The sequence below is a fragment of the Streptomyces sp. NPDC032126 genome, from assembly GCF_055580085.1.
Window position 1 is genome coordinate 1 of the sequence record NZ_JBVIMA010000020.1, and the last position, 23238, is coordinate 23238.

Genomic DNA, 23238 nt, shown 5'->3' on the forward strand with positions numbered 1-23238 from the left:
CCTTCCTTCATGCACCGGTCCCGGACAACTCACCCGAACCAGGCCCCCGTTCGAACCTGTCCACCCACGCGAACGGATAGAGAACAGGCAGTTAGGCTTGGGTGCGGGGCCGTCTGTGCCCCAGCCGACGACAGTCAGCCACGATGGCGGGCGGGCCAACCGACCAGGCGCGTGTGCCTCGCTGCACCCCCACCGGCCTCAGCCACGCTGCCGGTGCAATCGACCAGAGGCACGCCAGCCCAGGCCGTAGGATCATCGGCTCGCCTGAGGCCAGCGCCCTTCACTGCTGCCGCTCTGTTGGGTCTTGAGGTTTCCACGGCATCCCGCCAAGGAACACGACCACGAGACCGAACGCTGTGAGCCCGATCGTCCACCCGCCTGATTCGCTCGCCTCCGGCTGCGCATGCAGGCGCGACGCTTCATCCACTTGCGCTTTGTAGAGAATGGCACCGTACGACTCATTTGTACTTCTAGGCTCCGCTGGCCAATCCTGCTGACTGACCTTTTCAGCCTTTTCCCCTGAACCCGAGAGTGGGACGAAAGGAGCTGGCACGTAGAGGATGCCTACCGCCATAGCGGCTACACTCGCCCTCAAAAGAGATGCCCTCAAAAGAATAAGCCTTTGCATCAGCCCAGTGATCTCATTGGTTCGATTCAGTGCATCCCTCGGGAATGACCCGGCCCTCTGCGGAGCTGCGACATTTTTCAAGTTCCTCGCAATGTACGCGCGATAGGCAGTCGACAACGAGATGGCCAGACATAGAAATGCGGGCGCAAGCACGCCAGTCCACGGCAGGGGCCGGGAGGACACACTGAACGTGACACTGAGAATTGCAGCATAGATCGTCGCAACCGCAGCAGCCGATTTCTGCACAGTTTCCGCGCCGGCATGCGCCCGATCAACCGAGGAGTCAGCCAGCTTAAGCAGCGACTCATGGAAACGCTGCGCGTTCGCCAGATCTGCCGCATGACTCGCTTCGACGCGAGTGCGACCATGCTGCAACAAGGCTTGATGTGATGCAAGTTTAGCTTCGAATAGAGATTTATCTGCGTCTTCCTCTTGGATCGTGGCCGGAGCAACTGGCCAGTCATCAGGGTTTGACACCAAGCTAGCGGTCGAGTCTGGATCTTGAACTGAGGTCATTTTCCACTCCTATTCCGCCAAAGGTCGTCGTAGCTAGCCGCTCATGCTGTGGTACTGCTGAAATCCGGCGTTGATCTGAGACGGGTTCCTTCGGTTGGGCTTTCGCCAGAAGGTTCAAAAACTCATCACTGAGACCTCATCGCGGAAGTATTCCTCGTGACTGCCACCCTGGCCGTACCTGCCTGAGTCTCCTTCGTTGCCGCTGCTGCCGTGGTCTTCTTGGCGGTTGCTTTCTTCGCCGTGGTCTTCTTCGCTGCTGCCGTGGCCTTCTTGGCGGTTGCTTTCTTCGCCGTGGTCTTCTTCGCTGCTGCCGTGGCCTTCTTGGCGGTTGATTTCTTCGCCGCGTTCTTCTTGGCGGTTGCTTTCTTCGCCGTGGTCTTCTTCGCTGCCGCCGTGGTCTTCTTGGCGGTCGCCTTCTTCGCCGTGGTCTTCTTCGCTGCTGACGTGGTCCTCTTGCCGCCTCTATCACTGCGGCTGCCCTGCGTCCCGGCCCCTAGAAGCTCGCCTCTGTGAAAGCGTGCTTGTAGTTCTTGCACCTCCACCGTCTCTGCCAACTCAGAGACGAGACGAAGGGCCGCAGGTGTGACAACGATGGGCTCGTCAAGTACAAGCGGATCTCCGCTAGCCGTGTGAGCATCACCATCAATGTGCACCCATACCGATTTCCCGCTGATGCGCAATTTGACGAACTCGATATCCGGGAACTGTCCGGGTTCGTAGTCACACCATTTCATACTGGGAGGATGAATTACCTGCTCCAAAACTGCAAGTCGAACGCCTCCGTTCGGGTTAGTTCCCCTTGGCCATTGGCCGGACCCAGCCCCGCATCGGCCGCTTTAGGAACTGCAGGCATCTGCGCTAACTAGAACAACTTTTCTTGGAATTGCATCGATATAGGCTCCGCCTCCTTCCCGTTGCGCAAATGGCCTCGATCTTCCGTGATGGTCTGCCGGTTCTCCTGCCAGGGCAGCGCGCCGGCTGTTGCATCGGGGGTGCTGGCTTCCTCTGTTCCGGTGCGTGTGATGCTCGGCAGGGCAGGTTTGGTTGCTGGGTAGCAAGGGAGGGTTGGAGACGCTCGAACGCGATTATGACCACCTTCGTTGAGGCCTGGGCACACGAAAAGCCTCGCCCGCCAGGCCCTCCTCGGTCATCGGGCAACGAAAGCCCGGACCAAGCCGAAGCCCCGTTCTGGCCTCAGCCACCGAACGGCATCCACTACGGCCGGGACGCCAAACGAGCATCCGTCACGTGTGCCTCCAGCAACCCCGCGCTGGCCGCAGCCACGCTTCGTGAACGCGTCACGGTTCGCACCCCTCCTGCCTGTGCGTTGCGGACGTTCGCCCAGCATTTGGCTCACCCTCGGGGTGGTCGGGTTGCATCTTGCTTTGGCGTCCGCCCAGGGCTGTTTCAAAGTCCCAGTAGTAGCGGAAAGTTGCAGGTCACGGTGGTGTGACGCCTGCTGGTCGTCCCGTCTCGTACGCAACGAAGCTCCGGTTGGAGCGGGTGACCTACCAAGTCGCCCTGCGGAACCGGAGCTTCGATGTACCGTCAGTCTGCCAGCGTCTGTCTGATCAAGTCGCCCTCGCGTCAGCACCGCGCTCTTGCGGGACTGCCGCAGCGGCTGGCCACGCTGGCTGACCCGCGGCACCGGCGGGGGAAGCGTCACCCGTTCGTGAGCGTGCTGTTGATCGCCTGCTCGGCCGTGCTGGCCGGGGCCCGCTCGTTCGCCGCGATCGGGCAGTGGGCCCGCAACGCCCCACAGAACACCCTCGCCCGCCTCGGCGCCCGCACGACGACCGTGTTCAGCACCCGGATCGCGCCGAGCACGGCGACCATCCGCCGCGTCCTGAACGCCGTATGCCCCGGCGGTCTCGCGGACCTGCTCGGCGCTGACCCGGCCGGAGCGGACACCCTGGCCGTCGACGGCAAGAGCGCCCGCGGCTCACGCACCCCCACCAGCCCGGCCGCCCATCTGCTGGCCGCGATGACCGGGACCGGGCAGACCGTCACCCAGCTGCGGGTGCCGGACAAGACCAACGAGATCACCTGCTTCGCCGCCCTTCTGGAGCCGTACGACCTGGCCGGCGTGACCGTGACTGCCGACGCCCTGCACACCCAGCGCGAGCACGCCCGGTTCCTCGTGGAGGACAAGAAGGCCCACTACCTGCTGCTGATCAAGGCCAACCAGCCCGGACTGTTCCGGCAGTTGAGGTCGCTGCCCTGGACGCTGGCCACCGCGCGGCGCTACGACCGTCCTTCACCCGTGTCGCCCAGGCTGCTGGCCTCCCCGTCATCCGGCTGCACGACGCCCGCCACGGCACCGCTACCCTCCTCACTGCGGCCGGGGTGGCTCCCCGCGTCGTGATGGAGATCCTCGGCCACTCTCAGATCAGCATCACCATGGACGTCTACACCCACACAATGAGGTGGATCGCTCCTGGCTGCCGTGTCCAGGGCGGGAGTTGAGCGTTCGGTGCGGTGTGGGGTCGTCGCCGTGGATCGTGTCGGATGAACTGTGGGACCGTCTGGAGCCGCTGCTACCGCGGCGTGAGCGCAGGTTCCGGTATCCGGGTCGCAGGCCGTTGCCGAACCGGTCGGTACTGTGCGGGATCTTGTACGTGCTGCACACCGGGATCCAGTGGGAGTACCTGCCCAAGGACCTGGGCTTGGGTCGGGCATGACGTGCCGGCGCAGGCTGCGGGACTGGAACGAGGCCGGCGTCTGGCAGCGGTTGCACGAGGTCCTGCTGGCCGAACTCAACGCGGCCGCACGTCTGGACTGGTCCCGCTGTGTGGTCGACTCCTCGCACGTCAGGGCGCTAAAAGGGGGCAGCAGACGGGCCCGTCGCCGGTCGACCGGGGACGAGCCGACTCCAAGCATCACTTGATCACTGATGGACACGGCACCCCGCTCGCGGTCCTGCTGACCGGCGGCAACCGCAACGACGTCACCCAGCTCCTGCCCCTGCTCGACGCGATCCCGCCGGTCCGCGGCCGGGCCGGGCATCCTCGCCGGAAGCCGGACTCCCTGTTCGCCGACCGCGGGTACGACCACGACATCTACCGGGACCAGGTCCGCGCCCGCGGAATCGTGCCCGCGATCGCCCGCCGCGGCACCCTGCACGGCACCGGACTGGTCACCTACCGCTGGGTCGTGGAGAGGAGTTTTGCCTGGCTGCACGGCTTCCGGCCGAAGCCTTCCTTAAACTCGCCTGCTGCCTCATCACCCATCGGCAGCTCAGAGCATTGCGCTGACACTGGAACCGCTGGGCACTCCATGGATGTCCGTGGCTCATGCCATGATCCGGCCTCATGAGTGACCGATCGCTTTCGCCTGCCTGGCTGGCCTCGTGGACAGCCAGAGTTTCCCGGACTCTCACGGCCATGACAGGCGAGTTCGAGCATCGTCACGGCTTCCCCCTGGGACCAACCAGGCCCGGCCGGCCGACCACGACGATCAAGCCGCGGCTCGCACGCTCGCCCAAGTCACCCCTACACCAGCTGACCTGGTCACCTTCTACGAGAGCATCGGTGATATCACCTGGGCGGACGTCGGTAACGGCTACTTCCTCGATCCGGCCGGTGAGGTCCTGCTGCGGCTCCAGGAGTACGGCGTTGTCGACGTGGGCACGGACCAAAAGGTCCATGGCCTGGTCATCGGCTCGAACGGCGGCGGCCTGATCTACGTCGCGGGGCCCGATGGGGCGGTTTACCGAACGCGGACGGCGTCGCTGGACGAACCGGAGTTCGACAAGGTGGCCGATGACCTCCGCCAGTTTCTGGAGCTGCTGGAGCGCTCCCTGACAAGGTTCAACGCCAACGGCGATCCGGGATACCTGTAAACGCAGGCCCCAGCGCCCATTCTGTTGGCCGCTGTAAACCTCTTTCATCCTGAATACGTGCAGGTCATCAGGGTGTGGACGGCTTGGACGATGGTGCCGATGCGGTGGTTGGCGCATCTGGCGCGTGGGAGGAGTCGCCAGGTCTTCAGCTGTGCGAAGGCGCGTTCTCCGGGAGCCCGTAGCTGGGCGTGATCGCGGTTGAACTGCGGGTAGTGCTCGGGTTGTTCGCGGTGGCAGTAGGGGTGCGAACGGTGGCGCCGGCGCGCTGATAGGCCCGGTCCGCGAGCACGAGGATCTGCCGGGTCAGGCACGCCTGGACGATGCCGTGGGCTCGCGCGGCGTCAGATCGTGGGTGCGCCCTGGTGTCGCGCGGGAGACCAGAGCGGGGTGCCGTCCGGCCGTGCGATGACCTGGACGCTCATGCCGTGCTGCTTGTGTTTTTGGGAGTAGTACGGCTCGTCGGCCTGGACGCGGTCGGTGGGGATGAGGGTGCCGTCGATGATGACGAAGTCGCCCTCGCCGAGGCCGGTCAGGGCTTCGTGCAGGCCGGGCGCCCAGGAGGCGATTATCTCGATCGTCTCGTCGACGAGCGCCAGGCGGTCGTCTCGGACACGCCGAATCTGGCGCCGACCTGCCGGTACGTCTCGTTCTTGCGTAGATGTGCCAGGGTGAGCAGGGCCTGCCTGAAGCAGCTCAACTTCCGCCAGGAAGAACGAAGTTCACGCCTTCGGGCGTAGATGAGCCAGGAGACATGTTCGACCCTTCGGTCGCCGGTGTGATGAGTGAGATCACCACGCCAACGACCAGGGGCCCTGCCTGTCACACCCCTGCCCACCAGCCTATTTACACCTGGGAGACAGGATAAAAGAGGTTCAGTGTGGAAGGCAAAGGTCTTGCGCACGAGGTGGTCCCTTGTATCCCGCTCCGTGCCCGGCCCACAACCAGCAGCACCCACGAGGGTAGCCGCACAGAGGGCCACGAAGGTCCTTGACACCAACGACAGTCGACTCAGGGGGCTCCACCGAGGCCGTAATAGAGGCGGTAGTGCGAACCGTCGCCCCACATTTCCTCGCGGAACTCGCCATCCCCGGCTCCGCTGACATTGATAGTGCCGATGATGTCATCACCCGAGCTCTCGTCGATTTCCTTCACATATACTGTTTTGCTGCCCTCGAAGTGCCTGAGCAGGCCCCCCTCTCCCCCTATAGGACGATTACTACCCTTCGCCATCTGCTCACGGAATATTCTTTCGCCTTGGAAGTAGACGGCACAGTCGTCGTCTCCTGCCCCGCTAGTCGTCTCGAGGCAAACAATACGGCGGAATAGGATATCGGGCATGCTTCTCCCCTTCCTGGGCCGCAGCGTTAGAGCCAGCAGGGCACTCGGCTTACGGGCAGGGAGGCCGGTGAGGCTTCTCGACCCATCGGGTTGAGAAGGTGGCGGTACCCACCAATTCCATGGTGTTACTACCTCCTCCGCCCTGCAACGTAGAACGGCCCTGTGCGGGGCCGTTCCAGTCGTCCCCTGCCCGGGCTTAAAGTGAGCGGCTCAGGAGCCCGCCGAGGCCGCGAACCCCCGGCGAGACAACCACTGAGCTCAGCACTCTGCCAGCCAACCAGGGCTCAACGGCCCAGGCGCAGCGCCCGCTGCAGGAACGGATTCGGCCGTGTACCGGGGTGCCGTACGAGCCGGGTGACCACCACGTGCCCGTCGGCCTCGAACCTGAGCGCCTTCGCGCGGCGCGGCCTGAACAGGTGGGGCCTCGTGCCGTCAGTACGAAAGTCACGGCTGGGTGGTCGCACACGATGACGCCTTCCAGACCGCAGGGCCCCTCCCGCACCTTCCAGCTCACATAGCGGCCCATGCTGCCGGGCACCTCCTGCTCTGCGATCCGCGCGACGCGTTCCGTCCGCCGGCTCATCCGCTGGTGGGCGAGGCCGGCCCTCGATCGCAGTCTCGCTGCGGTCCGCTGTGGACGCTCACGCAATTCGGCTCTGTCGGGGATCTTGTCACGTACCCAGTCTGAACTGGGCATCTACTGGGTGTGCGGTTCAGGGGGTTTGGAGCGGTTGTTGCCGCATTTATCCAGTGTGGTGGTCGAGTCGATCGAGCGTGAGGTCGGTACGGTCACGTTCTGCGCCCACTCCGCAGGGCCGACGGCGAGGTGCCCAAGATGCGGGGTGGTGTCGTGGCGTGTGCACGGCCGGTACGCGCGCCGGCTCGCTGACGCGCCCCTCGGTGGAGCCTCGACGGTGGTCGAACTCGTGGTGCGCCGGTTCAAGTGCCTCAATCCGTACTGCCCGGCGGTGACGTTTGCCGAGCAGGTCGAGGGGCTGACCAGTCCGCATGCCCGGTACACGCCGCTGCTGCGCACACTGCTCACCTCGATCGCCGCATGTCTGGCGGGCCGGCCGGGTGCGCGGCTCGGGGCCGCGCTGAGCATCCACGTCGCCAAGGACAAGCTCCTTGAACTCCTGCGCGGGTTACCGGAGTTTCCGCAGGCCAGTGTGCGTGTCCTCGGGGTCGACGACTTCGCGCTGCGCAAGGGCGACTCTTACGCCACGATCCTGGTGGACCTGGAAGAGCGACGCCCGGTCGATGTGCTGCGGGGCCGGGACGCCGAGCCGCTGGCCACCTGGCTGCGCGATCACCCCGAGGTCGAAGTGATCTGCCGCGACCGGGCCGGCGCCTATGCCGAAGGCGCCCGCAGCGGGGCTCCGCAAGCCCGGCAAGTCGCGGACGCCTGGCACCTGCTGCGCAACCTCGCCGAGGCGGTGGAAAATACGGTCGGCTCCCATCACTCGTGCATCCGGACGGCGTTCACCACGGACCCGGCCGTCACGGAGTCCGCCGCCGCGTCCACGGGGACGGCGGAGCCGCCCGTGGAGGAGGTACCGTTCGTCCCTCCGGACGGCACCCGGGACGTCCTCGGGCGCCCGAGGCGGCTGGTGGCCCGCACCACCGAGCGGTACACAGCGGTGCAGCAACTGCTCGCCGAGGGTGAATCTCCGGCCTCGATCAGCCGTCGGCTGCGGCTGGACCACTCAACGGTGCGGCGCTCCGCCCGCGCCCAAAGTCTCGACGAACTGCTGGTCAATGCCACCACCGGGCCTCGATCATGGACGAGTACAGGCCCTACCTGCACGAACGCTGGCGCGAGGGCTGCCACGACATCCCTCAACTGCACCAGGAACTGCGCGCACGTGGCTTCACCGGCAGTATCCAGTGCGTCCGCCGCTACTTCCGACCCTTCAAGAAGCCGCACAGCCCCAAGCCGCGCAACTCGTTCACGCCTGCTCCCGAGCCACGACCCGCCCCGAAAACCCCGACGCATCGTTCGCTGGATCATGGCCAACCCCGGACACCTCGCCGAGAGCGATGCGGCCGAACTCAAAGAGATCCGGGCCGCCTGCCCGCACCTCGACGCCACCGCAGGCCACGTCCGCGACTTCGCCGCCATGATGCGCGACCTGCGCGGCGATGACCTGCCCGCTTGGATGGACCGCGTCCTCGCCGACGCCCTGCCCGCCCTGCACTCCTTGGTCAACGGCATGAAACGGGACCTGGACGCTGTCACCGCCGGCTTGTCGACGCCATGGAGCTCAGGCCAGGTCGAGGGCCACGTGACCAGAGCCAAGCTCCTCAAGCGCATGGGCTTCGGCCGGGCCAACCTCGGCCTCCTCCGCAGACGCATCCTTCTCAGGACGTGATCGCCGAGCTCGCCATATGCTGCAGGCCATCTGCGGACTGACGGAGGGATCGGACACGGTGAGCGAATCGTTCTTGCTGGTCTGCGACGACCTGCCGCACACCGTAGTCCTGACTGACGCTGGCCCCCGGGCCATCGAGATCGTGAAGCTACTGCACCGGCGAACCGGGCAGAGTTTGTGGCGCTGCAAGTCCCTCATCAGCCACCTGCCCGCGACCATCCTCGAGAACGCGCCGGAAGAAGTCGCCACCGCCATGGTGGCCGAGCTCCACGAAGCTGGTGCCGGCGCTCACGCTGAAGTGAATCAGTAAGCCTTCGGCACCCTCATCATCACAAGATCCCCGACAGAGCCAAATTACGTGACCGTCCACACCGAGCAGCTCCACCTGAAGAACGTCCGGGTCAACTGCCCCCAAATCGACGCACTTAGCAAGCACGTCCAGTCCTCGTTGCGGCCCCACCGGGGTCTGGCAGCAGGTTCACCACGGGAGGCCCAGACCTGGAGGCTGAATTGGCGGCCGTTGACGGCGGGGCGCTGGTGGAAGGCGCGGGCCTCGGTGCCGACGGCCGCAGCGACCTCGCGGAGCAGCGCCTCGTCCCAGGTGGCACCCAGGCCTGTCGCCCTGCGGGAACACGATGGCCAGCCGCAGCCAGGCAACGCCGTGCAGGCTTTCGGTGCCGGTCTTGAAGGGAGCCCGTCCGAGACCGGGGTCTCCTGGTGAGTACTAGCAGAGCAGCTCGATGCGATCGTCGAGCGTCGGCCGGGAGATCAGATCGTCGACTCGCTGGGCGAGGAATCGCGCGGGTCACGGAACGGCAGGTCAGTGCCGGATGGTTCGGGGCGCGCGGTGGCGGTTTTCACCGGAGAGGTCCCTTTGCAGGAGGTCGAATGAGAGGGCGTGGAAAGCGTGGGCGGCTCGGCCCTGGTGGCGTACGGCTTCCTTCGGTCGCGCGGTCGTATAGTCGAAGCGCTTCGACAATGGCGTGGCGCCGAGTCGTGTGATGTCGTTCAGTCGTCGCAGCTCGTTTGTTCGGCATTAGTGTCGCACTGAAGGGGCCGCTCAGGTGCGGAACAGCCACCCGGAGGGCCTTATCTCCAGCCGATTCGAGCGCTTCCGTTACCGGACCGTGACCTAACAGCCCGTTGTCGTGTCCGGCGGCGCGGTCCTACATTCAACAAATATCGAAGCGCATCGACTCCCATTGATTCCGCCCTTCCGGCATCAGGCCACCGGACGACTCAGCGCCGGCCGCCCGCCGGTCGGACCCACGAAAACGAAGGGCCGCAACGACATGAGCCTCGAGATGAACCGCCGAGCCGTCCTGCGAACGGCCGCCGGCGTAGCGGGCGCCGCCTCTGTCGCACGAACTCCGGTTTCGGCGACGGCACGTCGCTGACGGCTCCGCTGTCGCTTCAGATGGCGGTGGTCGTGCTGACGCTGCTCCCAACGTGGCCGCCTTCCCCCTCCTGAAGCATCTGGTCAAGGGCATGCTCACCGGCGCGATCAAGGGCTGGGGGCGCACATGACGCAGCTCATCAACCAACGCCTCGGCGGCCCCGCCTTCGGCGAGGACCACAACTCCGAGCAGGGGGACGGGCGCGGGCTGCCGAACCCGAGGAGGGCCACGACGACTCCGGCACCTCCCGCATGCTCGGGGAACAGACGGCGGTGACACGCCAACGCCACACCGACTGACGCCTCCCCGTCTGCGGCCACGAACTGCTCACGGACGGCCGGTCGGCCCGGACCGGCTGACACCGTCCGCCCGACCACTCCCAAGCCGGCGGTCCTGCTGCTCGTCCGCAGGCCCGTACGGACCCGCACCCGAAAGGCCAGGACCCGCCATGCACCATGCCCCGCGCCTCTCCCGCCGAGGACTGCTGGCCGCCGGCGCGGCCGCGGCCACACTCCCTGTGCTCGCCCCCTCCGCTGCCTCCGCCACCGCGGCCGGGACGGTCCGACACGCGCGCTACGCCTTCCGCAACGCGGAGATAGTCGGCGGCGGTTTCGTGACGGGCATCGTCTTCAACCAGAGCGAACCGGGACTGGTGTACGCCCGTACCGACATCGGCGGCGCCTACCGCCTCGACACGAAGTCCCGGCGGTGGATCCCCCTCACCGACTGGATCGGCTGGGACGAGTACGGACACACCGGCATCATCAGCGTCGCCAGCGACGAGGTCGACCCCGACCGCGTCTACCTGGCGGCGGGCACCTACACCCTTCCCGACTGGGACCCGAGCATGGCCGCGATCCTGCGCTCGACCGACCGCGGCCGCACCTGGAAGACCACTGCCCTGCCGTTCCGGCTGGGCGGCAACATGCCCGGCCGGGGCATCGGCGAACGGCTGGTGATCGACCCCCACCGCAACAGCATCCTCTACCTGGGCGTGCGCGGCGGCCACGGGCTGTGGCGCAGCACCGACCACGGCAAGACCTTCGCGCAGGTGACCAGCTTCCCCAACCCGGGCAACTTCGTCATCGACCCCAGTGACCCCGACGGCTACAACGGTGACAACCTGGGCGTACTCCAAGTCGTCTTCGACAAACGCACCGGCAGAGCGGGCAAGGCCACCCGGACCCTCTACGTCACCGTCGCCGACAAGGACAACATCCTGTACCGGTCGACCGACGCGGGAGCGACCTGGGAACGCGTGCCCGGGCAGCCCACCGGCTTCCTCCCGCACCACGCCGTCTTCGACCACGTCGGCGGCTACCTGTATCTGGCGACCAGCAACACCGCCGGCCCCTACGACGGGTCCAAGGGCGACGTGTGGAAGCTGGACACCGCCACCGACACCTGGACCCGGATCAGCCCGGTCCCGTCCACCAGCGACGACAACCAGTACGGCTACAGCGGCCTGACCATCGACCGGCAGAACCCGGACACGTTGATGGTGTCCACGCAGGTCAAGTGGTACCCGGACTGCCTCCTGTTCCGCTCCACCGACGGCGGCGCGAACTGGACCCCCGCGTGGGACCTGGGTTCAAACAACGAGCGCATTTTGCGCTACGACATCGACATCTCCGCCGCCCCCTGGCTGACCTGGAACGCCACGCCGTCGCTGCCCGAGATGGCCCCCAAGCTGGGCTGGATGATGGAGTCGGTCCAGATCGACCCTTTCGACTCCGGCCACTTCCTGTACGGCACCGGCGCGACGATCTACGGCTCGAACAACCTGACCGACTGGGACAGCGGCGGCACCGTGCACCTGTCCGTGCGGGCCCAGGGACTGGAGGAGTGCTCGATCGCCTGCGTGATCAGCCCGCCCGCCGGCCGCGCGCACCTCTTCTCCGGCGTGGGCGATGTCGGCGGCTTCCGGCACACGGACTTCCGCAAGGCGCCGAAGATGTACGACAGCCCGACCTTCGGCGTGACCACCGCTCTGGACTACGCGGAGCTGGCGCCCCACACCATCGTGCGGGTCGGCGACCCCACCAGCGGCTGGACCCAGCACTTCGCCATCTCCACCGACAGCGGCGACACCTGGAAGCCGTCGGGCAGTGAGCCGTCCGGCGTCACCGGGTCCGGAGTCCACGACCAGGCCGTCGCCATCAGCGCCGACGGCAGGCGGATCGTGTGGTCACCGGCCGGAGCGCCGGTCAGCTTCTCCGACGACCAGGGCGCGACCTGGACGGCGTCGAAGGGGCTGCCTGCCGGAGCCCCCGTGCGCTCCGACCGGGTGAATCCGGCGACGTTCTACGCCTACGACGCCGGCGTCTTCTACCTCAGCACGGACGGAGGCGAGAGCTTCACGGCCACGGCCGCGGCCGGTCTGCCCGTCGCGGGGAACGTCCGGTTCAAGCCGGTACCGGGCCACGAGGGCGACATCTGGCTGGCCGGCGGCACCACCAAGCCCGCCACCCCCACACCGTACGGGCTGTGGCGCTCGACCGATTCCGGATCGTCCTTCACCAAATTCGAGGCGGTGGACCAGGGCGACGTCGTCGGATTCGGCAAGGCCGCCCCCGGTGCCACCTACCCCGCCGTCTACACCAGCTCCAAGATCCACGGCGTACGCGGCATCTTCCGGTCCGACGACGCGGGCCGCACCTGGACCCGCATCAACGACGACCGCCACCAGTACGCCTGGACCGGCAACACCATGACCGGAGACCCCCGGATCTACGGTCGCGTCTACTTCGGGACGAACGGCCGCGGAGTCATCTACGGCGACCCCGCCTGAGGTTCGGCCCCACGCCGCCTCGCTGAACACCCGCCGTCCCGAAGGGGAGACCGAGGCCGTCCTGCCGCCAGGCCAGGACGGCCGGCTTCTCCTCTCCTGTGTGATCCCCCCACTCAGCACACATTCCGGAGGGCTGATGAAATTCCGCATCGGCTGGGCCGCACTCCTCGCGGCTCTGGCCCTCGTCCTCACCCTGCCGAACTCGGCGGTGGCAGCGTCACAGACGTACTGGTTCAAGTACTACGCGACCGGCGGCAACGCCTCCACGTGGTACAGCGACGACAACAACTGGGGTGTGAACTCCTCCACCGGCACCGGCTTCGTCGCCATGGTCAACGGCAAGGACTGGGGCTATTCGTCGCCGGTGACCACACTCCCCAAGAAGATCCGCAACGTCAGCCCCAACAACACCTCGTGGTTCAGCCAGTCGGCATACCCGAAGTCCGGCTCGTACTACGACGCCGCGTACGACATCTTCATCGACCCCTACCCCGCGCCGACCGACCGCAACTCCAAGACCGAGATCATGATCTGGCTCAACTGGTACAACACCAAGCCGCTGGCCGACCACTACGACGCGAGCGGCAACGCGGTCCCGGCCGCGACCAACATCGGCCTGGGCGGCCGCAGCTGGGACATCTACGAGTACACCTGGCCCAACGGCGGCCACACCCTCAGCTTCCTGGACCGGAGCAAGTCCGGCTGGTGGTCCGGCAGCCTCACCCCGTTCTTCAACTACGGCCAGAACAGGGGCTTCTACAACGGCGACCACTACCTCAACAGCGTCATGGCCGGCTGGGAATTCGGGCCCGGTGACTACACGGCCCACTCCTGGGGCGCCGTGGGCTTCTGACGCCGCCGCAAGCAGACGGACGGACCGGTGACCGGCCGCCTTCTGCCGGGGAAGTACCGCCCGGCTCTCCGTACGAAGAGCCGGGCGGCCCCAAAACAGCGCCAGAACAGGCAGCAGCGGCGGCGGCAAGAAGCGCGAACAAGACGACCAGAGGGGTGGCGAACGAGCAATTCCCAAGACCTGTGGACCGGTCACGGGAGGGACGCAGAAGGCGTACCTTCCTGAATGATCCTGTGATGGTCACCGAGTAGGCCCGCGTTCGCGCCGCGGGTCGGGAAGGCGCGCCCGTGCTCAGCGTAGTCACCGACGACGGCGCCACCCAGGCCGACTCCCTGATTGACGAGATCGTCGGGACGGGCTCGGCGGATGCTCGCCGCCGCCTTGGAGGCGGAAGTCGACCAGTACATATCCGATTTGGCGGCCGAGACCGACGAGTACGGGCGGCGACTGGTGGTCCGCAACGGTCACCACCAGCCGCGGGCCGTGGTCACCGCAGCCGGACCGGTGAAAGTCAGGGCACCGCAAGTGAACGACCGTCGCGTGGATGAGGATACCGTCGAGCGCATGCGGTTCTCCTCGTTCATACCCGCCCTTGAGCAGCTCCTCGGAGGAGCGGCCGGACTGCCGCAGTGCAGCAACGGCCATGCCGCCTTCCAACGGCACGAACTGTCCGACCGCGACTCCGTCTACGTGTGGGCCGACGGGCTGCACCCGAAGCACCGACTCGGGAAGGCTCACTCCTGCGTACTGGTCCTGCTCGGGGTCCGCCTCGACGGCACGAAAGAGGTAATCGTCCTGGCCGAGGGCCTGCGCGAGTCCACCGAGTCATGGGCCGACCTGCTGAGCGACTGCCGCCGCGCCATGCGCGACCCCGAGCTGGTCGTCGGCGATGGAGCGATGGACTGGTGGAAGGCCCTGGCCGAGGTCTTCCCGGACACCCGGCGCCAAAGGTGCTGGGTCCACAAGGCCCGCAAGGCCACGAACTGCTTGCCCAAGTCCGCGCAGCCCGGCGCGGCGAAGGCGATGCAGGAGATCTACAACGCCGAGGACCGCACCCACGCCGAGAAGGCCATCGAAGCGGTCACGAAAACCTACCGCGCAAGGTTGCCCAAGGCCGTCGCGAAGATCACAGACGACGTCGAGCAACGGCTGGCGTTCGACGACTTCCCTGCCGAGCACTGGATCCCCCTGCAGACCACGAACCCCATCAAGTCAACTATCTCCACGGTCACGCTCCGCACCAGGGTCACCCGCAGTGCCGGCAGCCCAGCCGCCGCACCGGCGATGGTGTTCCAGCTCGTCGACTCGGCCCAGACACGCTGGCGCGCGGCCACCGGCGCCCATCTGGTCCCCCTGGTCCGCACTGGGGCCCGGTTCGAGAACGCCACCCTGGTCGAGCGACAGGAGCAGGCCGCGTGAACACGGCAAAGGACTATGGAGACTGCCAAATCTTTGTGCGAGGCGGCAACCGCGAGTCCGTGACAGCGCTCGTCGCGGCAACTCTCGGAGCCTCCGCCGACGATCACTACACCATCCGATCAGGTCGCATGGTCTTCGAGATCCGGCCCAACCCGGACGACGGGCTGGCCGAAGACTTCATCGGATGGCCGTTCACGATCGAGGCGGAAGCCGACGACCCCGACCCCGTCCTCGTCGACGCAGTCTCACGCGTGCTCAAGGCAGTCTGGAACCGCGGCCTCGACGCCGTTGCCGCCTGCGACTTCGAGGACGAGCTTCCGGACCTCGGCGGACTCCCGCGCTATCGCTGACCACGCCGAATCCACAGGTCTGGACTATTCCTCGTGGCGAACAGAACGATGGTGCGGCGGGACACGGGGATCTCCCTCCAGGCAGTGTTTGTCCGATCATCCGATCGTTGGACGGATCGTGAGGGATGGGGACATAACTGACGTCGCCTGGGCGGTGATCGAGCCGCTGTTGCCGCCGGCGGGCCGGGCCCGGGGCAGGTGGCGGGATCACCGCCAGGTGCGTGTTCAAGTTCCGCCCCCTAGTGCCCTGGAGGGATCTGTCGGAGAGGTTCGGGCCCTGGCAGGCCCTGCGCGGACGCTTCGCTGGGCCGCCGAGGCAGCCTTCGACCGGCTCCTGGCCGCGGCCCAGACACGGGCGGAGGTGGACTGGCTGGTCGCGCTGGACTCCACCATCGTCGGAGCCCAACAGCACACCGCTGCCAAAGGGGGCTCGACGAGCGCGGACTCGGATGCTCCCGCGGCGGCCGACCAGCAAAATCCACCTGGCACCTGCGACGGGCAGGGCAGGCCTCCGGCCTTCACCGTCACGGCCGACGCCCGCCACGACTGCACCCAGGCCGAAGCGGTCATCGACACCATCCGCGTCACCCGGCCCCGACCGGGACGGCCCCGCGTCCGCCGGGAGCGGGTCGTGGCCGACAAGGGCTACTCGGCCCGCGCCTGCCTGCGCAGACGCGGCATCAAGGCGACCCTCCCCGAACGCATCGACCAGCTCGCAGGTCGACGGCGCCGTGAACGACCCTGCGGTTCGGCAGGGCCGTCTACCGCCGCCGTAACGTCGTCGAACGCTGCTTCCACCGCCTCAAGCGGTGGCAGAGCATCGCCACCCGCTACGACAAGTGGCCCGACCGCCACCCGGCCGCCATCACCCTGGCCGGCACCCTCATCCGGCTCGATACATGATCGGCAAGACGGCCCCTGGAGCCTGTCTGACGGGTCGAGGCTTGAGGGTTTCTGTCGGGCCTGGTGGTGTCAGATGCCGCGTTCGATCATGTCGATGAGGTGCTGACCGGCTTGATGGGCCTGGGTGGGGTGGAGGCCGCGCAGGGGGCCGTCGATGAGCAGGGCGGCGAGTCCGTGGACGGCGGACCAGGCGAGGAACTCGGCCCCGGGGCGGCGGTCTTCGGGCAGCAGACCATGCTCCACGAGGCCGTCGAGGGCTTCGCCGAGCAGCTCGAAGGGAGTCTTGCCGGTGACGCCGGCAGCCGTGTCAGCTGCGGCGTGGGTCATGTCGCCGGGGACGTGGAAGGCCGTGCGGAACAGGCCGGGTTCCTCCTGGGCGAAGCGGAGGTAGCCGGTGCCGACGGCGCGGAAGCGGGCCCGGGCGGCGGCCACCGGGTCTTGCGTAGGCGGCAGGGCGTCCTGTTCGGCCTCCATGGTGCGGGCGACCTGGGCCATGGCCGCCTGGGAGACGGCGTGCAGCAGCGCATCGCGGTCGGCGAAGTGGCGGTAGGCGGCGTTGGGCACGACCCCGGCCTGCCGGGTGGCGGCGCGCAGTACGACGGCCTCCGGGCCGCCCCGGCGGGCGAGTTCGAGGGCGGCCTCGATCAGTGCATTGCGCAGGTCGCCGTGGCGGTAGGTGTCCCGCTTGGGCTTTGCGTTCCCGGTTGCCGCCATGGCCGCCGCCTCCAATGTGGACAGCATCCACTTAAGTCGTCTAGGCTCTCACTTGATCACTCGGGGGGTGCGGATCACCGCACCCCCCGGATGTGGACATCGTACACAAGGGCGGCCGGCGGCCGTCCCGGCACCTGTCGCCAAGGGGGAACCGCTACTCATGGGCAAGATCACGCACTTCGTGCACCAGTCGCTGGACGGCTTCATCGAGGGCCCGAACGGCGAGTTCGACTGGCCCCGCATGGACAGCGAACTGTCCGCCTACTCACAAGCCCTCACCGACAGCGCCGACATCTTCCTGTACGGCCGCGTGGTGTGGGACATGATGTCCGGATTCTGGCCCCGCGCCGAGGAGTTCTCCACCCACGCCCATGACCTCGCGTTCGCGCCCGTCTGGCGCAAGGCCTCCAAGGTGGTCGTCTCCTCGACGCTGACCGAGGCGGACTGGAACACACGCGTCATCAACACCGACGTCGTCGAGCAGCTGACCGCCCTCAAGGACAGCGGAGCGCACCTGCTGCTGTTCGGCGGTTCCACGCTGGCCGGCTTCCTCACCGAGCACCGGCTGATCGACGAGTACCACCTCTTCGTCCACCCCGTCGTGCTCGGCGGCGGCAAGCCCGTCTTCACCACCCCGCGCCAGCGCATCGACCTGACCCTGACCGAGAGCCGGACCTTCGACTCCCAGGTCGTCCTGCTCCGTCACCAGCGGACCAGCTAGGCCGGTCCGCGAAAAACAGCCCGGCGGGCGGCGACCGATGATTTCCCCCGCGCTCAGCAGTCAGAGAACACAGCCGGTGCACCGCAGAACCGAACATGAGCGCAGCGAGCATCGGCCCGGCCCCTTCCTACCCAGGCACGAGACACCGAGGAACCCACTATGCGTACCCTGATCAGCACCGCGTTCATCTCCCTCGACGGCGTCGTGGAGGCCCCCGGCGGCGAGCCCGGCTACCGCAACTCCGGCTGGACCTTCAAGGACGTCGAATTCCTCCCCGAGGCGTTCGACATCAAGGGCCGCGAGCAGCAGGAAGCCACCGCCATGCTGCTGGGCCGGACCAGCTACGAGGCGTTCAGCCCGGTATGGCCGGACATGGCGGACTTCGCCGACTACAAGCTGATGCCGAAGTACGTCGTCTCCACCACCCTCACCGAGGGCGACCTGGTCTCCAACTGGGGCGAGACCACCATCCTGCGCTCCCTCGACGAGGTCGCCGCACTGAAGGAGACCGAGGGCGGACCGATCATCGTCCACGGCAGCGCCAGCCTCAACCAGAGCCTCTCGGATGCCGGCCTGATCGACCGCTACCACCTCCTCGTCTTCCCGCTCCTGCTCGGCGCCGGCAAGCGCCTGTTCAGCACCACCGACAAGGACACCCAGAAACTGAAGCTGGTCGAGCACGAGGCCTACGCCAACGGCCTGCAGAAGAACGTCTTCGACGTCATCCACTGACCACACTCCCCCACCCGAACCACGCCACCCGCAGCACACGAAACAAGGACGGAAACCCGACATGAGCGCCGCAGTCAAAGGCCCTGCCAGCTACTTCCCCTCCATCGAGAAGAAGTACGGCCGCCCGATCGCCGAGTGGAAGGACCTCATCCGCGCCTCCCCGCTGACCAAGCACATGGAACTCGTCGCCTGGCTCAAGACCGAACACGGCCTGGGCCACGGCCACGCCAACGCCCTGGTCGCCCACACTCTCGCCGAAACAAACGACAACTGAACCCCCCGCCAAAAGGAGCGGGCGACGGTGACCGACGTGTACGGGGTCGACCACGATGCGGATCCGCCATCTCACGTCGCAGAGCCGGCTGATCCGTCCGGACAGCCCTTGCCACGCAAGGTCACCATCCTGTGCACCGTCGCCCTGCCATCCTTCACTGGCATCCTCGAGGTAGCGCCACACACCCGGCGGAGGCAGGATCCTGAACTGGTGAAGATGTTCGGTCCCTACGAACAGGAGGACTTCCTCACGCACTACAAGCCCCCGTCCATGCCGAAACTGGGGAGCCGCTCAACTGGCTTCGCCTGCCCGTCCTGGACCGCGGCTGGGATGAGACCGCCGCGCACAAGGTCGGCTTCGTCCGGGAGGTGACGGGCTGGAAGCCGGCCCCGCTGCAGCCGACGACGGACGTGCTGCAGATCTGCCGGGCGGCTGGCCTGTACATACCGGACCTGCCCTGACCGAGCCGCTCGGCGCGATGTCGCACTACGCCGCCGTACCCGGCCCCGCCTCCCTCGGATCCCCCAACGGCCGGGTCAGCGCATCATCCGCGACTGCCCGGCGTCCCGGCTCTGTCTCGTCCAGTTCCCAGTAGTGCCGGCATTCGTCGCACCGGTACTCAGGGATCCCTGCGTCGATCGTCAGTACAGCCCCGTTCGGGCATCCGCTGCCGTCGCCACGGCCCACACACTCCAGTTCCCTGGTGTCCCCCATGCGGTCGACCATGCGCCGTACCAGCCGGATTCGGGCAGAGGGCGTGCAGGGCGCACAGGCGCTGACCACCGGCAACACACCCCAGCACTGGCCAGCAGTCCCACAATGCCTCAACCGCCTGGAGGACTGCCCAGAAAGTTACGGATGGCAGCAGACCTCCACCTCAACGCTGATCGAGGTGACACCGTCGGCGCGCATCTTCTCGGTGCGGGCGGTGATGTCGGTGTCCGTGATCGGCGCGAGCCGGGCTTGCAGCGCTATCTTCCATAACTCACGCGGGAAGAGCGCCTCGTAGACCACCTGGTAGTGGCGTTCGTGCCGTCGGTCTCGCTCTGGCCGCCAGAGGTCAGGTTCGGGCGGGACGCCTTGAGTAACATGCCGTCACCGACGGTGGCCGCGTTGCCGGCCCTGCCGTAGGTGAAGGTCCACGCCAGCTCATCGGCGGGGTCAGCGTGGCAACGCGTCCGACGCTGTCGTAGGCGTAGGCGGTCTTCAGCTCGGGGCTGATCCGCGGGCCCACTCCTGTCGCAGGCGGCCGGAGTCGTCGCAGGCTTACTGCGCCACCACCGTGCACGTCGTGCCGCTGTCGGCCTTCGCCGTCCACGTGTTCTCGCTGTACGGGATGCAGGAGGTCGTCGGCGCTGCGGGCAGCGAGGCGTTCACCACGAACGCCGTGTAGCCGGACCAGGCTCCGTAGTCGGTGCCCTCATAGGTACGCAGCCGGTAGCGCAGATGCTTGTCTGGGGGAAGGGCCGAGGCCGTCGCGATCGTCCGGGTGGAGGTGGAGCCGGAGGGCACCCTCGCGCCGTAGTTGGTGTACGAGTAGGTGGTGGCGGCGTAGGCCGGGTCCGCGGTGATCTCGTACTGGGCCTGGGCGTTGCCGCCATCGGCGTCGGTCACCTTCGCCGACAGCGTCGGCGTCAGCGACGTCACGTACGTCTTGCCGTTGTAGGCGTTGACTTGCCAGGGCGAGATCGCCACCGAGGACGCGGGGGCGTAGGAGTTGTAGGTCACCACCAGCTTCGGCGCGTAGCCGGAGATGGTGTAGTTCGCCGAGCGGAACCGGCGCCAGGTGGAGGAGTCCGTCCCGCTGTCGGCGCTGATCTGGAGGAGAGAAAAGAGTGCAGTGGTCGGCGCTCTGACCTGAGCGCTGAACTCTGGTCTGCGCAGATGGGATCGGGGAAATGCGCACTGATCTGTTCAGTACGCAGATCCAGGCCCTGCATCAGCAGGTGAACTGGCTAGTCCAGTACCCCCCGGACCTGGTCGACGGGTGCCTCGCCGACACCAGCCTGATCATGAACGACTGAGCGACATCTCATCACCAGTCCAAGTTCAGACAGGGTGGCGGTGGTCTTAATACGGCCTCGGTACTGGTGGGCTCGCCTATTCAACTGTCGCCAGTTCCCCATGGAGTCCCGTCTGCTGGTGACCGTGTGTGGTCGCCCGCGGCGTATCGGCTGCAGGTTTCCTCCGGCGCCTCGGACGCGAGGCGGGTCGTGGTGAACGTGGTGGTGACGGCCGGGTCGGTGAGGTCTCGGCCCTGGATCGCGGGCCGTGGAAGACGCCCCCTTTGATCTCGTTGTGCATGTCGCGTCATCGGTGCGTACCAGCCGGGGCGGCTTCTGCCGCGAGCAGGCAATTCAAGGTTTCTTGCAGGTTCTCCCACGGTCTGTAGAGCAGGCTGCTCCCGTAGTTGACCGGACGGGTCAAGGGGCTCGTTGAGGGGAAGCGGGGTCGGCATCCGCACAGTGAGTGTCATGGACGGCACCTGGAGCAGGTCGGATGCCATTTCGTGCCTCGTATGCAAGAGCGACAAGACAAGACAGGCGCGGAGCGCCGGGTCCCTCGGGCACGGTCTTCGCTGGATGAAGGGGCACTGATGCGCACACGCAAGATCATCGCAGGACTCGCTCTCGGCACCACTGTCGGACTGGGCCTCATGGCGGCACCTGCCCAGGCAGCTTCCACGGCGTCACCCACCGCGTCCGCCGTGACCCACTCGAACACCACGCAGACCTTTGCGGACATACCGTCGCCCGCAGTGCTGTATGGCAGGTACGCGACCCTGTCCGAGTGCGTCAGGGTAGGAAGCAATGGAGAACTCCACGGTCGGTGGCGGAGCTGGAGTTGCTACGACAACAGGCCCATTGACGTGCAGCTCTGGGTCGTACCGTGGTGATCGTTTGAGTTTGTGCCGGAACGACCAGCGCTCGGCGCATTTTTGTCGCCGCTGCTCGACTCTGGCCGTGACGGAGATACCAGGCACCGAAGCAGGTCGGAGGGGAGATCTCTCCGACCGGCTTCGGCCCTCTGCTACTGGTGGGCTCGCGTAATCAACTGTCGCTGGTTCTCCGAGGAGCCCAGCTCGCTGGTGACCTTCCGTGATCCCCTGGGGCGTATCGACTCCCTGTGCCGCCGATTCGTTGTGGAGCCGGGTGGTGGTCTTGTGGTGGTAGCCGAGCGCGTCCGCGACCACGGGGGCGGCATTTCGCGGAGCTGCTGGCGGATGGCGGCGCCGCGGGCAGCTGCGGCCGGGACCCCGATCTCAGGTGCGCCGCCTTTGCCGCCGACGAACCGAGCATGGGTGTGTCACCGCATGCCGCCGGAGGCGAGCCACTGGCGCCCCCAGGAGAGCAGTGCGTCTCCTGCTTCTTGCCAACGCCTACCTCCCCAGCAGCCCGTCCCCCAGCCCGCTCCGCCGGTACAGCACCTGCCGCCCGTCCCGCGCCCGCGTGACCAGACCCGTCGCGTGCAGCACTCGCAGGTGCTGGGAGACCGCGCTCGGCGTGATGCGGAAGCGGCGCGCCAGCTCCACCGTGGCCAGTGGCTCCTCCAGCACCCGCAGCAGCTGTGCCCGCGTCGCGCCGAGCAGGTCGGAGATGGCACCCGGTGATGCAGGCGGCGGCTCGGACCAGAGCGTCGCCACGCCCCGGCTGGGATACGCCAGCATCGGCGCGACCGCCGCCGTCACCGGCGGAGCCGGCTTGTGGGCGAACACCGACGGCACCAGCAGCAGGCCGCGCCCCGCAGCCTCCGTATGGAAACCGGGTCCGATCATCCGGTGCATCTCCAGCACCCCGTCCCGCCAGAGGAGATCGGGGTGCATGTCGGCGAACAGCAGCCGTACCCCGCCCGTGGCGAGCTGCCGCGCCCGGTAGGTCATGTCGGCCTCCAGTACCAGGCGCATCTGCGGCCACCACGGCTCGATCGCGACCTCCCAATAGGCCTGCAGCAGTTCGCAGATCGCGTCCCGGAGGGCGAGCACCGCTGTGTCGTCGCCCTCTGACGCCGCCTGCAGCGGCGAAGGCAGCGGATCGGGAGCGTGCGTATCGCGCAGATCGCGGCGTACGAGGGCGGGCGTGGCCTGCCGTACGACCGCCAGCTCCTCCGCGAAGGACGCCGAGAACGCGGCCGGCCGCGGCGTGAGGAAGTCCGGCAGGGTGCGGCGCTGCGCGACCAGCGATAGCAGCAGGCCGGTGTCCAGGCCGGAGAGCCGGCCGAGGACCGCCCGGCGCCACGGCAGGTGCACCGCCGAAAGACCGGGCTCGCGCAGTACGCGCAGGCTGCACACCGCCTCGTGCAGCGGCGACAGTGCGAAGCGGGTGTCGGCGACGTCCTCGACCCCGAGAGCGAAGCTGATCATTAAGGCATACGCTACATCTGTTCCCGCCG

17 protein-coding genes and 7 pseudogenes are annotated in these 23238 nt (G+C 67.1%); 15 read left to right on the plus strand and 9 right to left on the minus strand.

The features are described 5' to 3' along the window. Window positions 1–280: 280 nt before the first annotated feature. Both ACZ5NW_RS37270 and ACZ5NW_RS37275 read right to left on the minus strand, forming a co-directional pair. Window positions 281–1144, minus strand: coding sequence for a hypothetical protein (locus tag ACZ5NW_RS37270; protein WP_468748494.1), 864 nt, complete (start codon window positions 1142–1144; stop codon window positions 281–283). A 125-nt stretch (window positions 1145–1269) separates the two neighbouring features. Further along, window positions 1270–1878: a hypothetical protein gene (locus ACZ5NW_RS37275; protein WP_468748495.1), complete on the minus strand. Its 609-nt coding sequence runs from the start codon at window positions 1876–1878 to the stop codon at window positions 1270–1272. Window positions 1879–2684: 806 nt separating this feature from the next. Here ACZ5NW_RS37275 and ACZ5NW_RS37280 point away from each other — a divergent pair. From ACZ5NW_RS37280 to ACZ5NW_RS37295, 4 genes and pseudogenes are all read left to right on the plus strand, one after another. Continuing rightward, window positions 2685–3347 (plus strand): annotated as a pseudogene (locus ACZ5NW_RS37280) (ISAs1 family transposase); the annotation flags it as partial. A 50-nt stretch (window positions 3348–3397) separates the two neighbouring features. Next, window positions 3398–3571: pseudogene (locus tag ACZ5NW_RS37285) on the plus strand (tyrosine-type recombinase/integrase); the annotation flags it as partial. Between the two features lie 14 nt (window positions 3572–3585). Further along, window positions 3586–4398 (plus strand): annotated as a pseudogene (locus tag ACZ5NW_RS37290) (IS5 family transposase). Window positions 4399–4493: 95 nt separating this feature from the next. Continuing rightward, entirely contained in the window at window positions 4494–4985 is a 492-nt protein-coding gene (locus tag ACZ5NW_RS37295; protein WP_468748496.1) for an SMI1/KNR4 family protein, read from the plus strand. A gap of 44 nt (window positions 4986–5029) precedes the next feature. On the opposite strand, the pseudogene ACZ5NW_RS37300 reads toward ACZ5NW_RS37295, so the two are convergent. Together ACZ5NW_RS37300 and ACZ5NW_RS37305 are read right to left on the minus strand one after the other, a co-directional pair. After that, window positions 5030–5780, minus strand: a pseudogene (locus ACZ5NW_RS37300) (transposase family protein). Window positions 5781–5993: 213 nt separating this feature from the next. Then, window positions 5994–6323, minus strand: a complete 330-nt coding sequence (locus ACZ5NW_RS37305) for a hypothetical protein (protein WP_468748497.1) — start codon at window positions 6321–6323, stop codon at window positions 5994–5996. Between the two features lie 524 nt (window positions 6324–6847). Between ACZ5NW_RS37305 and ACZ5NW_RS37310 the strand changes: the two genes are divergently transcribed. From ACZ5NW_RS37310 to ACZ5NW_RS37340, 7 genes and pseudogenes are all read left to right on the plus strand, one after another. Continuing rightward, on the plus strand, window positions 6848–8695 hold the full coding sequence (locus ACZ5NW_RS37310) for an ISL3 family transposase (RefSeq protein WP_468748498.1): 1848 nt from the start codon (window positions 6848–6850) through the stop codon (window positions 8693–8695). Window positions 8696–8711: 16 nt separating this feature from the next. Continuing rightward, window positions 8712–9005: a ribosomal protein L7/L12 gene (locus ACZ5NW_RS37315; protein ID WP_468748499.1), complete on the plus strand. Its 294-nt coding sequence runs from the start codon at window positions 8712–8714 to the stop codon at window positions 9003–9005. Window positions 9006–10540: 1535 nt separating this feature from the next. After that, entirely contained in the window at window positions 10541–12883 is a 2343-nt protein-coding gene (locus ACZ5NW_RS37320; RefSeq protein ID WP_468748500.1) for a WD40/YVTN/BNR-like repeat-containing protein, read from the plus strand. Between the two features lie 136 nt (window positions 12884–13019). Beyond that, complete coding sequence (locus ACZ5NW_RS37325; protein WP_468748501.1) at window positions 13020–13736, plus strand: GH12 family glycosyl hydrolase domain-containing protein; 717 nt, start codon at window positions 13020–13022, stop codon at window positions 13734–13736. A 287-nt stretch (window positions 13737–14023) separates the two neighbouring features. Beyond that, window positions 14024–15155 (plus strand): annotated as a pseudogene (locus ACZ5NW_RS37330) (IS256 family transposase). After that, entirely contained in the window at window positions 15152–15505 is a 354-nt protein-coding gene (locus ACZ5NW_RS37335) for a hypothetical protein (RefSeq protein WP_468748502.1), read from the plus strand. Before ACZ5NW_RS37330 ends, ACZ5NW_RS37335 begins: the two are co-directional and overlap by 4 nt. Window positions 15506–15608: 103 nt before the next feature. After that, a pseudogene (locus ACZ5NW_RS37340) lies at window positions 15609–16408 on the plus strand (IS5 family transposase). Between the two features lie 69 nt (window positions 16409–16477). On the opposite strand, the gene ACZ5NW_RS37345 reads toward ACZ5NW_RS37340, so the two are convergent. Then, complete coding sequence (locus ACZ5NW_RS37345; protein ID WP_468748503.1) at window positions 16478–17149, minus strand: TetR/AcrR family transcriptional regulator; 672 nt, start codon at window positions 17147–17149, stop codon at window positions 16478–16480. A 133-nt stretch (window positions 17150–17282) separates the two neighbouring features. Between ACZ5NW_RS37345 and ACZ5NW_RS37350 the strand changes: the two genes are divergently transcribed. The 3 genes from ACZ5NW_RS37350 (at window position 17283) to ACZ5NW_RS37360 (ending at window position 18849) form a co-directional block, all read left to right on the plus strand. After that, window positions 17283–17843, plus strand: coding sequence for a dihydrofolate reductase family protein (locus tag ACZ5NW_RS37350; RefSeq protein WP_468748504.1), 561 nt, complete (start codon window positions 17283–17285; stop codon window positions 17841–17843). 159 nt (window positions 17844–18002) lie between these two features. Continuing rightward, window positions 18003–18575, plus strand: coding sequence for a dihydrofolate reductase family protein (locus tag ACZ5NW_RS37355; protein ID WP_468748505.1), 573 nt, complete (start codon window positions 18003–18005; stop codon window positions 18573–18575). Between the two features lie 61 nt (window positions 18576–18636). Beyond that, window positions 18637–18849: a DUF4287 domain-containing protein gene (locus ACZ5NW_RS37360; RefSeq protein WP_468748506.1), complete on the plus strand. Its 213-nt coding sequence runs from the start codon at window positions 18637–18639 to the stop codon at window positions 18847–18849. An 852-nt stretch (window positions 18850–19701) separates the two neighbouring features. Here ACZ5NW_RS37360 and ACZ5NW_RS37365 read toward each other — a convergent pair. The 3 genes and pseudogenes from ACZ5NW_RS37365 to ACZ5NW_RS37375 form a co-directional block, all read right to left on the minus strand. Beyond that, window positions 19702–19863, minus strand: a complete 162-nt coding sequence (locus ACZ5NW_RS37365; RefSeq protein WP_468748514.1) for a hypothetical protein — start codon at window positions 19861–19863, stop codon at window positions 19702–19704. 2 nt (window positions 19864–19865) lie between these two features. Beyond that, window positions 19866–20142: pseudogene (locus tag ACZ5NW_RS37370) on the minus strand (hypothetical protein); the annotation flags it as partial. Continuing rightward, a complete protein-coding gene (locus tag ACZ5NW_RS37375) occupies window positions 20116–20577 on the minus strand; it encodes a hypothetical protein (protein ID WP_468748515.1) in 462 nt (153 codons plus the stop codon). The pseudogene ACZ5NW_RS37370 and the gene ACZ5NW_RS37375, both read right to left, overlap by 27 nt. 170 nt (window positions 20578–20747) lie before the next feature. Here ACZ5NW_RS37375 and ACZ5NW_RS37380 point away from each other — a divergent pair, with 170 nt between their 5' ends. Next, entirely contained in the window at window positions 20748–20873 is a 126-nt protein-coding gene (locus ACZ5NW_RS37380) for a hypothetical protein (protein ID WP_468748507.1), read from the plus strand. 1355 nt (window positions 20874–22228) lie between these two features. Here ACZ5NW_RS37380 and ACZ5NW_RS37385 read toward each other — a convergent pair. Then, a complete protein-coding gene (locus ACZ5NW_RS37385; protein WP_468748508.1) occupies window positions 22229–23209 on the minus strand; it encodes an ArsR/SmtB family transcription factor in 981 nt (326 codons plus the stop codon). Window positions 23210–23238: the final 29 nt, after the last annotated feature.

Excerpts from the sequence above, each read along its gene's own strand:
- ACZ5NW_RS37385 (WP_468748508.1), bottom strand. The coding sequence starts at position 23,209 with ATGATCAGCTTCGCTCTCGGGGTCGAGGACGTCGCCGACACCCGCTTC.
- ACZ5NW_RS37380 (WP_468748507.1), top strand. The coding sequence starts at position 20,748 with ATGCGCACTGATCTGTTCAGTACGCAGATCCAGGCCCTGCATCAGCAG.
- ACZ5NW_RS37315 (WP_468748499.1), top strand. The coding sequence starts at position 8,712 with ATGCTGCAGGCCATCTGCGGACTGACGGAGGGATCGGACACGGTGAGC.
- ACZ5NW_RS37350 (WP_468748504.1), top strand. The coding sequence starts at position 17,283 with ATGGGCAAGATCACGCACTTCGTGCACCAGTCGCTGGACGGCTTCATC.
- ACZ5NW_RS37320 (WP_468748500.1), top strand. The coding sequence starts at position 10,541 with ATGCACCATGCCCCGCGCCTCTCCCGCCGAGGACTGCTGGCCGCCGGC.
- ACZ5NW_RS37355 (WP_468748505.1), top strand. The coding sequence starts at position 18,003 with ATGCGTACCCTGATCAGCACCGCGTTCATCTCCCTCGACGGCGTCGTG.
- ACZ5NW_RS37310 (WP_468748498.1), top strand. The coding sequence starts at position 6,848 with ATGCTGCCGGGCACCTCCTGCTCTGCGATCCGCGCGACGCGTTCCGTC.
- ACZ5NW_RS37305 (WP_468748497.1), bottom strand. The coding sequence starts at position 6,323 with ATGCCCGATATCCTATTCCGCCGTATTGTTTGCCTCGAGACGACTAGC.
- ACZ5NW_RS37345 (WP_468748503.1), bottom strand. The coding sequence starts at position 17,149 with ATGCTGTCCACATTGGAGGCGGCGGCCATGGCGGCAACCGGGAACGCA.
- ACZ5NW_RS37270 (WP_468748494.1), bottom strand. The coding sequence starts at position 1,144 with ATGACCTCAGTTCAAGATCCAGACTCGACCGCTAGCTTGGTGTCAAAC.
- ACZ5NW_RS37275 (WP_468748495.1), bottom strand. The coding sequence starts at position 1,878 with ATGAAATGGTGTGACTACGAACCCGGACAGTTCCCGGATATCGAGTTC.
- ACZ5NW_RS37325 (WP_468748501.1), top strand. The coding sequence starts at position 13,020 with ATGAAATTCCGCATCGGCTGGGCCGCACTCCTCGCGGCTCTGGCCCTC.
- ACZ5NW_RS37360 (WP_468748506.1), top strand. The coding sequence starts at position 18,637 with ATGAGCGCCGCAGTCAAAGGCCCTGCCAGCTACTTCCCCTCCATCGAG.